Raw genomic sequence first — 11983 nt, forward strand, 5'->3', positions numbered from 1 at the left:
AAAAAATCATTTCCCATATCCAATACAATAATAGGTAAAACCACATTGCCTCATAAAGGAAGGAGAGTAAAGATTACGTCCATCAAATATTACAGGCATGTTGAGCAATGTTTTAATTTTTTCAAAGTCAGGATTACGAAACTGATTCCACTCTGTTACAATAAGTAGTGCATCTGAATTATTACATATAGTATAAGGATCTGCTTCAATACTCACAAGCATATTATCATGAAGAACAGCTTTTGCTGTGTCATAGGCAACAGGATCAAATGCACGGATATACATACCTCCTGCTGTCAAATTATTAATAATTGCTATTGCTGGTGACTCACGAACATCATCTGTATTAGCTTTAAATGCAAGCCCCCATAATGCAAGTGTCTTACCCTTAATACCACTCTGGCCAGAAAAATATTCCTGAATCTTTACAGCCATTGAATGTTTCTGACGATCATTCACAACTTCTACTGCCTCTAACAACTTTGAATCTATACCAATTTGGTTTGCTGTATGAATAAGTGCCTTAATATCTTTTGGGAAACATGAACCACCATAGCCAACACCAGGATAAATAAAATGGTACCCAATACGATGATCTGCACCAATACCTTTACGCACTTCACGAATATCAGCACCTAATTTTTCACACAATAAAGCCATTTCATTAATAAATGAAATCTTTGTAGCTAGCATACAGTTAGCTGCATATTTTGTTAGTTCTGCACTCCGTACACTCATTACAATAAGCTTCTCTCTATTCCGTGCAAACGGTGCATAAAGCTTATGTAGTAAATGTGCTGATGATTCAGAGTCTGTCCCAACAATAATTCTATCCGGCTTCATAAAGTCAGCAATGGCATCACCTTCTTTAAGAAATTCTGGATTAGAAACAACATCAAAAGACAGTTCTATTCCTCGAGTCTTAAGAGCTTCTTTAACTAATATTCGAATTTTATCTGCTGTACCAACAGGAACAGTTGATTTATTTACAATAATAAGAGGAGAACTCATACATTGACCTAATGATGATGCAACATGTTCTACATAAGATGTATCACATGTACCTTCTTCTGTAGAAGGTGTCCCTACAGCAATAAAAGCAACTTCTGCATCTTTAATCCCTGTACTCAAATCTGTAGTAAAATATAATCGCCCTTCAGAAGTATTCCGTTTAACTAAATCAGATAGCCCAGGTTCAAAAATATGTATCTTGCCATGACAAAGCCCTTCAATTACTGCTGGGTTAATATCTACGCAATAAACATGATTACCCATTTCAGCAAAACAAGCAGCACTTACCAGTCCAACATATCCTGTTCCTATTACACAAATATGCATGAAATACTCCTTCAGTACCCTTTATATCCATAGGTATTGCTTGTAAACAGATGCAACCATATCGTCAACTTGATCTTGTATAATACAATAAGACAAGCTATATAATCTTTATGTTATATTACTATAGAGGTATTATATGGCTATCATTGGCTTAGGAATGGATTTGGTAGAAATTTTACGTATAAAAAAAACCTTTTCTACATTTGGTGATGTATTTCTCTATAAAATTTTTACTAGTATTGAATACAATAACTTTTTACTAAAACCTTCTATAGCATCTCTAGCTGCAAGATTTGCTGCTAAAGAAGCTGCCTCAAAAGCGTTAGGAACTGGTTTTAGTGACGGGATCACATTCAAAAATATAGAAATTTCTTCTTTACCCAATGGTAAGCCACAGCTACATTTTCAAGGCAATGCAAAAAAAAAAGCTATCTCCCTTGGTGTTAACAATATAATGATTACATTAACACATAGTCATAATACAGCTGGTGCGGTGGTTATATTAGAAACATAAAAAATACAACTTAAAAAGGAAACAAGATGGAAATTCGTGGAACAACTATTCTTGCTGTAAGACATAAAGGTCATGTTGCATTAGCTGGAGATGGACAAGTCACATTAGGTCAATCAGTTGTTATGAAACATACAGCAAAAAAAGTTCGTAGAATGTATAAAAATCAAGTAATAGCTGGATTTGCAGGTACAACAGCTGATGCTTTCACTTTATTTGAACGTTTTGATAACTATTTGGAAGAAACAAATGGTAATCTTGTTAGAGCGGCTGTAGAGCTTGCTAAAGAATGGCGTAAAGATAAATACTTACGTCGCCTTGAGGCAATGTTACTTGTTGTAGATAAAGATCATACATTTGTACTAAGTGGAACTGGGGATGTTATTGAGCCAGACGATGGGATTGCAGCTATTGGAAGTGGCGGATTGTATGCTGTGGCTGCAGCAAGGGCTTTAGTCGCTCATAGTGAGTTAAGTGCTGCAGAAATTGCTCGTGAAAGCATGCGTATTACTGCAGAAATATGTGTTTTTACCAACTTAAATCTTACCCTAGAAACTTTATAGTGATTAAAACAGTATAACAAAATAATGTAATATACCTAAATCAACATTATTATAATAATATAACTAATATCCTTCTATCACTAAAAATTTAGTATATAACTATATACAAAGATAGTTATATGTTTGTATTATTTATTTCATTATATAATAAATCATTGAAATGATACTTATTTCATAGAATTATCCTCAATATAATATCAGCTACTATTATTTATATTATTATTTAATAGTTCGAAATACATATAACTATTAATATACTACAAGGATGATATGAAAAAACTTCTTATAGTATTATTAGCTATTATAGTATGTTCTTATAGCTATACTCATGCAAAGATGGAACCTCTTATAGAAGGTGTCATCAAACGTGGTGTGCTTCGTGTAGGATTTGCTCCTTTTTTACCATGGATTATACAAAATAAAGATGGTGAATACGTAGGATTTGATATTGATATCGCTAAAAGACTTGCTCAAGATTTAGGTGTAACCTTACAACTAGTTCCAACAAGATGGACAGAAATTATCCCATCTCTACTTGCAAACAAATTTGATATAATCATTAGTGGGGCTACGATAACTCTTGAACGTAATCTTCAAGTCAATTTTTCTAACCCATACCATCAAACAGATATTGAAGTCCTGGCTAATGCAAAAAAAGTTAAAGGGATGAAGTTTCCACAAGACTTTAATAAACCTGAAGTTATAGTTGCTATACGTAATGGTAGTACAGTTATTACTCCTGCAAAGCAACTTCTTCCTAAAGCATCTTTTAGACTCTTTGATGATGAAGTTGCATCTATAAAAGATGTAGAATCTGGACAATCACATATATTATTAGCTTCAGCACCATTACCAGCGATTCAAGCTATAAACTCAAATGGCAACCTTATTCGTTTAGATACACTCCCCATTACTCATCAATCTGTAGGATTTGCAATAAAGAAGGGAGATCCAGATAGCCTTAACATATTAAATAATTGGATTAAATTCATAGAAAATGAAGGTTGGCTTAGCGAAAGAAAAAACTATTGGTTTAATTCTCTAAAGTGGAAAAATGAAGTTATATGATTACTTTCTTATTGTTAATTCTCAAAAAATACTATATATTAAAACTAGATTATTATAATATTCTTTAACTTGTAACCTCTATTAAAGTAAAGCTTTTTACAATACTAAAAAATAGTAACACTACCCTGACAATCTTACTAACCCAATAACAAATTATCATGAAATGGTTTACACATAAAGCTATTGCTATTGCAGGGGCTTTAGCTCTTGAAGCTTCGCCTCCTGGACTTTTTGCTACACTTGTAGGAAGTATCTTACCTGATCTTGCAGATAGGACCTTTGCTATGGGGAACAAACAGCAATGGAGACGTATACACAGACAGACCTCACATTGGATGGGATGGTATCTACTCTTAATGATTTTAGGACTAATGAATTTTCCATTAAAACATTTTGCATTATCACCAATAGCAAATCAACTTTTTTCAGAAATAATGTTATGGGTTGGGTTTGGAGGTATTACGCATGTTCTTCTAGATAGCCTCACCCCTATGGGTATCCCCATGTGGCCATTTGGTAGTAAAAAGCGTATTGGGCTTAGCCTTATATCAACTGGCAGTGTTGGTGAGCTTGTATTTCTTATTATTTCAATTAGTTGTATTATATCACAGTATAATTGGTCAAAAATGTTATCCAAATAAAGTGTAGTAATATAAGTAGTAAGTTAATTCAATCAATTTTTATCATTGTCATAATGATTTTATTTTATTGTTTAGAAAAGCTATCGTTATATATTAATTATGATTTATTCTCACCTTTCTAGTACCAGTTGTACGATTACTACTGGATGTAAAGTAAATCTTAATCTATATATTACAGGAATTCTTCCTAATGGTTGGCATAAAATAGACTCTATTTTTCTACCACTATCTGAACCTCATGATGAACTTCATATTGAAATAACTAATCATAACCAAGGGCTTCATCTTTCCTGCAATATTCTTGATATTGAGTTAGAGAATAATATTCTGACAAAAACTTATACCCTTTTTACTAAGGCTACACATTTTACCCCTTCTATTTCTATATATTTAAAAAAAGGGATCCCTTATGGAGCTGGTCTTGGTGGTGGTAGCTCAGATGCTGCTGCATTACTAACTTGGTTACAAAAAAATAGTCCACTTCCCTTATCTCCATCAAAACTACTAAAACTTGCTGCTGAGATTGGTGCAGATGTCCCATTTTTTCTTAAAAATAAACCTTGTCGAGCTACTGGCATTGGAGAGAAGTTAGAAGAAATCTCTCTTTCTAACCTTAATATTTCAGGCAATACGCTTTTTATTATTTGTCCAAACCTAAAAATTTCAACCCCATATGCATATAAAATGTGGGATGATTATAATAAAAAACAGATAGCTACCTCCTCACGTTATAACAATAACTTGACAAAAAAATACTCTTGGGATAGAAGCTCACCATCCACCCATCTGTCAGACTACTTGTGGATGAAAAATGATTTTGAGCCAGTTATCTTTTCTGAATACACAGAATTAAGTGTATTCAAAGAACAACTCCTTCAGTTTGGAGCGCGAGCTGCTGTACTAAGTGGTAGTGGATCATCAATATATGGCTTATTTAAAGAATATAACCAGACGTCAATTATGACTGAGTTTTATAAGAAAAAAAATATTTTAACATTCAGTCAGTTATTGCAGTAGATATTTTAAGAACAACTTAGTTAAAAAGTTGGGGTGTCGCCAAGTTGGTAAGGCAACGGGTTTTGGTCCCGTCATTCGAGGGTTCGAGTCCTTCCGCCCCAGCCATTTTTATTAATGGCTATAAAGCCAAAGGCCTTCAGTTTTATGTATGGTGAGTTAAAAATTCTTTCAGGAACAGCAAACCTTCCTCTTGCACATGCTATTTGTAACAACTTAGGATGTCCCCTCACACCATCGCTCTGTGAAACATTTAGTGATGGAGAAACTCGAATTGAAATTAATAGTAGTGTCCGTGGTGGTGATGTATTTGTCATTCAACCTACATGTGATCCAGTCAACTATAATTTAATGCAATTATGTCTTATGCTTGATGCGCTTAAAAGAGCAAGCGCAACCCGTATCACAGCAGTAATACCCTATTATGGGTATGCCAGACAAGATAGAAAAGTTAATCCACGTGCACCAATAAGTGCAAAGTTAGTAGCTGACTTCCTTTCTACTGCAGGTGCAAATCGTATTGTGACAGTAGATCTTCATGCAGGTCAAATTCAAGGTTTTTTTAACTGCCCTGTAGATAACCTCTTTGCATCAAAAGCATTATTAGAGCCTTTCTTTAGTATGAAAGATGAAATTGTTGTTGTATCCCCAGATGCTGGAGGTGTCGAAAGAGCACGTGCTTTTGCTAAAAAAATCGAAGCTCCCCTTGCTATCATTGATAAACGACGAGATAATCCAAATCAAGCTATTGCCACCAGTGTAATTGGAGATGTAAAAAATCGTATTGCAATACTTGTAGATGATATTATTGATACTGCAGGAACTATAACTGCTGCGGCTGAACTCCTTCTTCGTGCTGGAGCACGTGAGGTAAACGCAACAGCCACACATGGCGTTCTTTCAGGACCTGCAATTGAAAATCTAAATCGCTCTGTATTTACCAAAGTACTAGTTACAGATACTATCCCAATACAAGATAAAAACAAAGAATGCTCAAAAATACATGTAATTTCAGTAGCAGGTTTATTAGCAACAGCTATTTATAACATTCATAATAGCTCTTCTGTTAGCGTTCTTTTCTAACAATCAACTATAAGATAATCAAAGGTATGATCAAGGAGTTCCTATGGATAACTTAAAAACACTTGTAGTTCAAAAACGTTTAGATCTTGGGAAGGGTCCAAATCGCCGTCTACATAAAAAAAACTTAATCCCAGGGATATTCTACACATCTAGTGGTAAAAATATTCCTATACAACTCCCCGAGCTTCCCTTTACCAAAATTTTTAGTGAAGTAGGACGTACTACAGTTTTTAATCTAAAAATTGAAAGTGATAAAGAAAACATCACGCATCCTGTTATTATCTGGGAACTACAGTATTATCCAGTAAAAAATCGTTTTATGCATGTAGACCTTTATGGTGTAGAGCTTAATAAACCTATAAAAATTGTAGTTCCTCTTGAATTCACTGGTACTGCTAAAGGAACAAAAGTTGGAGGAAAACTTGAAACATATAGAGAACAGCTTACCCTTATTGCAAACCCACTTGATATACCCTCAAAAATTACATTAGATATTTCTGATTTAGATATAGGTAAAAGTATATATGTAGCAGATTTAAAACTCCCAGAAGGTGTCAAAACTTCTTATGACACTAACTATGCTATAGTATCTGTAATAATGCCAGGTGGGAATACTGCAACAGAACAAGAAGGATAGCTATCTTTCACAGTTTATATACTGATCTGATTTATAACCATTATCATATTAACACTTGTTTAATACTTACTAAACATGAGCATTAAAGGGATTATTGCAGGTCTTGGTAACCCTGGAGGACAATATGAAAAGACCCGACATAATATTGGGTTTATGGTTATTAATAAACTTATTACTATAACATCAGCAAGTAAACTTTCTGGCAAAAAATTTTATTGTGAATTATGGAAAACAACAACTATAATAGATAATTATCTATTAGCTAAACCACAAACATATATGAATCTATCAGGAGAAGCTATCCATCCCCTAGTAGAATGGTATAATATAACCAAAGATAACCTTTTAGTTATCCATGACGAACTAGACTTACCTATTGGGAAAATGAAACTTCAACAAGGTGGAGGAACTGCAGGTCATAATGGACTAAAATCTATTATTCATAACTTAGGAACCAAAGATTTTTATCGCCTCCGAATAGGCATTGGTCGTTCTCCTCTTCCCTCTGAAAATACAGTAAACTGGGTCCTTGGCCACCTTTCTATGAAAGAGCTTACTACTCTTAACAATCTCTTCCCTACAATTTTTGATGCACTCTCCTTCTTTATCAAAGATGAGAAAGAGACAGCTATAAGAATGATTAACAGTTTTACTCTTAGTGAAACAGTTAACTTAAGCTAATCTATTAAAAAATTTACTATTACTTCTTTTATTCTATAAAGCTACACAAAAATATTAACTCATAAGCCTAGAAATCTCTATTCGAAAAAATTTGAAAATTTTATCTTTTATTTATTCAGTTGCTATAAAAGATTACTAAATTAGTAATTTTTTATTTACTAACATTAATAATAAGTTGTAATAGAGTATTTACTCAATGTTAATGTTAAGTTAATTTTAACTAGTTATATTTAATCTAATTTTTATTAGTTTCTTATGAAGAATTCTTGGCCGCTTATAATATCCATTAGCTTTATTATTCTTATAACTGGTTGTGCAACAAAAACCATATGTATCATAGATCAACAAGAATTTTCTGTAATGTATCGTCACCTTGCTCCATTATTATGGAATAAAAATGTTGTTGATAACAATGGCTATTATCAGGAACAAATAAATAAAAAACTATCCCCTAAGATAGGAGAATATTTATTTCAACATCTTCCAGTAAACCTTACCTCACCTACAACTAAAACTAATGTATTAACATTTGCACAATCCCAAAATCCATATACAAAAATTACTATAACTCATTATGGATTTTCATTTCAAGACAACAAACGGAAAATACAAATTAAACTTATTGCTCAAACTGACTGGTTCAACAAAGGAAATAATGATTGGATAATATTATACCATGTTCACTCTTCTAATATTTCTACAAATTATTATCTTATTCTACCTCATCCTAAGGAAAGTTTACCTATTGAGCCACAATTAATTGCTATATGCGATGAGCTAAATAATACTTGTACAATAATAAATGATAATTCAACTAACATTCAAAACTTTGGCACCTCCTATTTTGAGGTAGAACCAGAGATTTACTCTATCATTTCAAGTCCAAAAAAACAAAATATACAAGAAAATAAAGAAACAACGGTTACTATAAACCAATTACAAAAATAATTCTTGGTATAACTTTTGCTAGTTTCTCTATAGAGAAATAATATCCTAATAACCTAGTAAAAATACTACAACTAAGCTAATTAAAGATATATTTTAAGGTATAAGGTTTGCATATTCTCATCCTGTACTCAAAAAAAGGAGTAAGCACCATGCAACAAGCTAAATTTAGTGGCTTATTTGCTGCATTAAGTGCAGAACACAGGATGAACTTCATTGCCAATAACTTGGCTAATGTAAATACTGCAGGCTATAAACAAGATAAACTTGCATTTAAAGATACAATGATCCAATTTGCTCACGATCAAATTAGAGAACCAATAGCCACTGTTCGCTCAAAACCACTATTCCCTGAGCCAAATAATGCTGCAAGAGTTCGTATTGCTGTTTCTAATACAGACTTTGCCCAAGGAAGCATGCAGTTTACAGGCAATCCATTAGACTTTGCTATTACAGGAGAGAATGGATTTTTCCGGATTCAATCACCTCAAGGAAACTATCTCACCCGTAATGGTTCATTTGTCCTTGATGCAACAGGACAACTAGTTACTAAACAAGGATGGCCTGTATTGGGAGATGGTGGACCAATAACTATACCAGAAGGAACAAAAAAAATCTCTATTACTCCTGACGGTAGAATTTTTGCTGATGATGCAGAAGTTGGAACAATTCAATTTGTTTCTTTAGATGATGTAAAAAAACTTGAAAAAGTTGGCGCAAACTTATATCGCCCAAAAGAAGGGTTAGAAATTATTGAAGGAAATGCTAATGAAACAGGTGCCATTATCAATCAAGGATTTTTAGAGAGCTCAAATGTTAATGTTGTTGAAGAAATGGTCAAAATGATTGAAGTTAATAGACAATTTGATGCCTATCAAAAAGTTATGCAAACTTCTGACTCCCTCGATCGTGAAGCTTATTCAAAAGTAGGTCGTACTAGCCGATAAGGGGAAATAATACTATGATGCGCTCTCTTTGGACAGCTGCTACAGGCATGGTAGCACAACAACTTAATATTGATGTTATATCAAATAACCTTGCCAATACAAATACTTCTGGTTTTAAAAAAAGTCGTGCTGAATTTGAAGATCTTATGTATCAAACTATGAAGATTGCAGGTTCAGCTACAGATGGAGATAATAGGATTCCTGTAGGAATTCAGGTTGGTATGGGAGTTCGCCCTACAGCTGTCCATAAATTTTTTACACAGGGGGACTTCCAAAACACAGGTAATCCTCTAGATATGGCTATTGAAGGCGAAGGGTTTTTCCAAGTATTGGTTGGTGATCAATTAATGTATACAAGAGCAGGTGCTTTTAAACTTAATCAGGATGGGACTCTTGTAACAGCCAATGGATACCCCCTACAACCAGAATTTACAGTTCCTCCTGATGCTAAATCTGTTGCTATTTCTGAAAGAGGTCGTATTACTGCTTTAGACGCAAATGGACAAGAAATCGCTGCTGGAGAAATACCTTTATATAGCTTTGTTAATCCAGCGGGACTGGATGCAAAAGGACGTAATCTCTATATTCCCACAGAAGCATCCGGTGAAGCGGTAGAAGGTGTCCCTGGTGAAGAAAACTTAGGGACTATAGCTCAAGGATTCCTTGAAATGTCTAATGTAGAGGTTGTTGATGAAATGGTACAAATGATTGTAGGACAAAGAGCATATGAAATGAATTCAAAAGCAATCCAAACTTCAGACAACATGCTTCAAACTGCAGTCCAACTTAAACGTAGTTAATCCTATGAGATAAAATACTTTTAAGATGAAATACATTCGTCTTCTATTATTCACACACTGTATTGCTTTTATTTTTCATATAACTATAGCACATAATTGTGCTGCTAACTCTCTTGGATCAGATTGGCGTATTCATATTAAAGAAGCTTCTGTTGTCCATGGGGATATGGTCACCCTTGCTGATATAGCTAAAGTATATGGGACCCCTCCTCCAGGAGTTTGGGAAAAAATTTCTTCCATACCCTTATGGGAATCTCCAGAAAAACCTGGTGTACCAATGAAAATTAACAGGGTTAGGCTAGAAAAAGCATTAAAAGAGACCCTTGGAGAAGCCTCTTTTTTTTCTGTTATACCTTCTAATGTAGCTATACAAAAAGGTGGAGAGATTCTTTATGAGAACCAACTTCAAGACCTTACCCAAAAAGCTATTAAAAACGTATACCCAATGTTAGCTTCTCATGGAGAACTCTCAGATTACCGTATCCCAGCATATATTTTTATTCCTCAAAAAGGTCAATATGTAGAAGTAGTACTACCTACTATTTCTCCTAAGAGATTGTCTCTACAGTTTGTTTTAAAAGATATTGATGGAACTGTATTACGTCAATATACTGGCACTGTGCTTTTAAGCGTTTGGCAGCCTGTCCCTTCAGTTGGGAAACCTCTAAATAGAGGTGATTATGTAAATCCTGAAGATGTTACATGGATTAATAAAAACATTGCCTTTTTAAGAGATGATATATGGGATGGCAAAGGAGGTCCTTGGCAAATTAAAAGATCTATTGGTATTGGACAGCCCATCTATCAATCTGACCTTGAACCTTTAGCTGTTGTACGTAAAGGAGATATTATAAAACTTAATTACAATAAAGGATCAATACGTCTTAGCGTTAATGTTGAAGCCCTTGAAAATGGAACACATGGCTCTTTTATCCAAGTACGAAACTTGCAAAGTAAAAAAATAGTTCATGCTACTGTTGTAGATTCTAATACAGTAGAAATACGCTAACGTATTGGAAACCCATTATGAAAAAATTACTCTTTACTTCAGGCTGTATTCTTATTTTAACAGGTTGTTCTGCTCCAAACAAAACTCCTGTTGTTGCTCCTCCTATAACACCTCCTCCAGCATATGTAGAACCTGAAGACTCCTATAGTAATCCTGGCTCTCTTTACTCATCTGCTGAATCTGATGGTCTTTTTGCTGATACTCGTGCTCGACGTGTAGGTGATATTGTTATGGTAAAAATTGTAGAAAATAATACTGCTAAAAATAAAGCAGATACAACAGCTGATAAAAAAACTGCAAATACATACGGAATTGATGCGTTTTTTGGTAGACAATATATTGGTGGAGGATCAACAAAAATTCCTGTAGGTAGTGTTGCTTTTGATACAACCTCTGAAAGTGGAACCACTAGTACAGGAGAAACAAAACGTGAAGGAGCTATAAATGGAACAATTGCTGCTCGTGTATTACGAGTTATGCCAGGTGGATTATTAGAAATAGAAGGCGTCCGTGAAACACGTGTAAATAATGAAACACAGTATATTGTTATCACAGGACTTATACGACCAATGGATATAGAGCCAGACAACTCCATTATGTCAAATAGAATCTCTGATGCAAAAATTGCTTATTATGGTCAAGGTGTTCTTTCCGAGAAACAAAAACCTGGTTGGTTTACACGCTTTATGGATACCCTCTGGCCTTTCTAGTAGTCTAATATACTAAGTATAACTCAATATCTATAA

The 11983-nt window shown here is 34.0% G+C and carries 14 protein-coding genes and 1 tRNA gene; 14 read left to right on the plus strand and 1 reads right to left on the minus strand.

The window, feature by feature from the left end:
* Positions 1-6: 6 nt before the first annotated feature.
* A complete protein-coding gene (locus tag LI_RS03995) occupies positions 7-1338 on the minus strand; it encodes a UDP-glucose dehydrogenase family protein (protein WP_011526813.1) in 1332 nt (443 codons plus the stop codon).
* Positions 1339-1474: 136 nt separating this feature from the next.
* Here LI_RS03995 and acpS point away from each other — a divergent pair, with 136 nt between their 5' ends.
* The 14 genes from acpS to LI_RS04065 all read left to right on the plus strand — a co-directional run bounded on the left by acpS (position 1475) and on the right by LI_RS04065 (position 11947).
* Positions 1475-1852, plus strand: coding sequence for a holo-ACP synthase (gene acpS, locus LI_RS04000; protein WP_011526814.1), 378 nt, complete (start codon positions 1475-1477; stop codon positions 1850-1852).
* A gap of 26 nt (positions 1853-1878) precedes the next feature.
* Positions 1879-2412, plus strand: a complete 534-nt coding sequence (gene hslV, locus LI_RS04005) for an ATP-dependent protease subunit HslV (RefSeq protein WP_011526815.1) — start codon at positions 1879-1881, stop codon at positions 2410-2412.
* 270 nt (positions 2413-2682) lie between these two features.
* The gene (locus LI_RS04010; RefSeq protein WP_011526816.1) at positions 2683-3480 is read left to right on the plus strand and encodes a transporter substrate-binding domain-containing protein; all 798 of its coding nucleotides are present in this window, start codon (positions 2683-2685) and stop codon (positions 3478-3480) included.
* 158 nt (positions 3481-3638) lie between these two features.
* Positions 3639-4121: a metal-dependent hydrolase gene (locus tag LI_RS04015; RefSeq protein ID WP_011526817.1), complete on the plus strand. Its 483-nt coding sequence runs from the start codon at positions 3639-3641 to the stop codon at positions 4119-4121.
* Positions 4122-4220: 99 nt separating this feature from the next.
* Entirely contained in the window at positions 4221-5138 is a 918-nt protein-coding gene (ispE, locus tag LI_RS04020; protein WP_011526818.1) for a 4-(cytidine 5'-diphospho)-2-C-methyl-D-erythritol kinase, read from the plus strand.
* Positions 5139-5167: 29 nt separating this feature from the next.
* A tRNA-Gln gene (locus tag LI_RS04025) sits at positions 5168-5243 on the plus strand.
* 39 nt (positions 5244-5282) lie between these two features.
* Positions 5283-6218 (plus strand): ribose-phosphate diphosphokinase, encoded by a 936-nt coding sequence (locus tag LI_RS04030; protein WP_015353775.1) that lies wholly within the window; start codon positions 5283-5285, stop codon positions 6216-6218.
* A 43-nt stretch (positions 6219-6261) separates the two neighbouring features.
* Positions 6262-6855, plus strand: coding sequence for a 50S ribosomal protein L25/general stress protein Ctc (locus LI_RS04035; RefSeq protein WP_011526820.1), 594 nt, complete (start codon positions 6262-6264; stop codon positions 6853-6855).
* A gap of 75 nt (positions 6856-6930) precedes the next feature.
* The gene (gene pth, locus LI_RS04040; RefSeq protein WP_011526821.1) at positions 6931-7536 is read left to right on the plus strand and encodes an aminoacyl-tRNA hydrolase; all 606 of its coding nucleotides are present in this window, start codon (positions 6931-6933) and stop codon (positions 7534-7536) included.
* A 255-nt stretch (positions 7537-7791) separates the two neighbouring features.
* Positions 7792-8484 (plus strand): hypothetical protein, encoded by a 693-nt coding sequence (locus tag LI_RS04045; RefSeq protein WP_011526822.1) that lies wholly within the window; start codon positions 7792-7794, stop codon positions 8482-8484.
* A gap of 149 nt (positions 8485-8633) precedes the next feature.
* Entirely contained in the window at positions 8634-9428 is a 795-nt protein-coding gene (gene flgF, locus LI_RS04050) for a flagellar basal-body rod protein FlgF (RefSeq protein WP_011526823.1), read from the plus strand.
* Positions 9429-9442: 14 nt separating this feature from the next.
* A complete protein-coding gene (gene flgG, locus LI_RS04055; protein ID WP_011526824.1) occupies positions 9443-10228 on the plus strand; it encodes a flagellar basal-body rod protein FlgG in 786 nt (261 codons plus the stop codon).
* A gap of 25 nt (positions 10229-10253) precedes the next feature.
* The gene (gene flgA, locus LI_RS04060) at positions 10254-11237 is read left to right on the plus strand and encodes a flagellar basal body P-ring formation chaperone FlgA (protein ID WP_011526825.1); all 984 of its coding nucleotides are present in this window, start codon (positions 10254-10256) and stop codon (positions 11235-11237) included.
* 17 nt (positions 11238-11254) lie between these two features.
* A complete protein-coding gene (locus LI_RS04065; protein WP_011526826.1) occupies positions 11255-11947 on the plus strand; it encodes a flagellar basal body L-ring protein FlgH in 693 nt (230 codons plus the stop codon).
* Positions 11948-11983 lie beyond the last annotated feature (36 nt).

It is taken from the genome of Lawsonia intracellularis PHE/MN1-00 (genome assembly GCF_000055945.1).
GTDB classification, from domain to species: domain Bacteria; phylum Desulfobacterota; class Desulfovibrionia; order Desulfovibrionales; family Desulfovibrionaceae; genus Bilophila; species Bilophila intracellularis.

Coding starts and splice junctions, on each gene's coding strand:
- LI_RS03995 (WP_011526813.1), bottom strand. CDS start 1,338: ATGCATATTTGTGTAATAGGAACAGGATATGTTGGACTGGTAAGTGCT.
- acpS (WP_011526814.1), top strand. CDS start 1,475: ATGGCTATCATTGGCTTAGGAATGGATTTGGTAGAAATTTTACGTATA.
- hslV (WP_011526815.1), top strand. CDS start 1,879: ATGGAAATTCGTGGAACAACTATTCTTGCTGTAAGACATAAAGGTCAT.
- LI_RS04010 (WP_011526816.1), top strand. CDS start 2,683: ATGAAAAAACTTCTTATAGTATTATTAGCTATTATAGTATGTTCTTAT.
- LI_RS04015 (WP_011526817.1), top strand. CDS start 3,639: ATGAAATGGTTTACACATAAAGCTATTGCTATTGCAGGGGCTTTAGCT.
- ispE (WP_011526818.1), top strand. CDS start 4,221: ATGATTTATTCTCACCTTTCTAGTACCAGTTGTACGATTACTACTGGA.
- LI_RS04030 (WP_015353775.1), top strand. CDS start 5,283: ATGTATGGTGAGTTAAAAATTCTTTCAGGAACAGCAAACCTTCCTCTT.
- LI_RS04035 (WP_011526820.1), top strand. CDS start 6,262: ATGGATAACTTAAAAACACTTGTAGTTCAAAAACGTTTAGATCTTGGG.
- pth (WP_011526821.1), top strand. CDS start 6,931: ATGAGCATTAAAGGGATTATTGCAGGTCTTGGTAACCCTGGAGGACAA.
- LI_RS04045 (WP_011526822.1), top strand. CDS start 7,792: ATGAAGAATTCTTGGCCGCTTATAATATCCATTAGCTTTATTATTCTT.
- flgF (WP_011526823.1), top strand. CDS start 8,634: ATGCAACAAGCTAAATTTAGTGGCTTATTTGCTGCATTAAGTGCAGAA.
- flgG (WP_011526824.1), top strand. CDS start 9,443: ATGATGCGCTCTCTTTGGACAGCTGCTACAGGCATGGTAGCACAACAA.
- flgA (WP_011526825.1), top strand. CDS start 10,254: ATGAAATACATTCGTCTTCTATTATTCACACACTGTATTGCTTTTATT.
- LI_RS04065 (WP_011526826.1), top strand. CDS start 11,255: ATGAAAAAATTACTCTTTACTTCAGGCTGTATTCTTATTTTAACAGGT.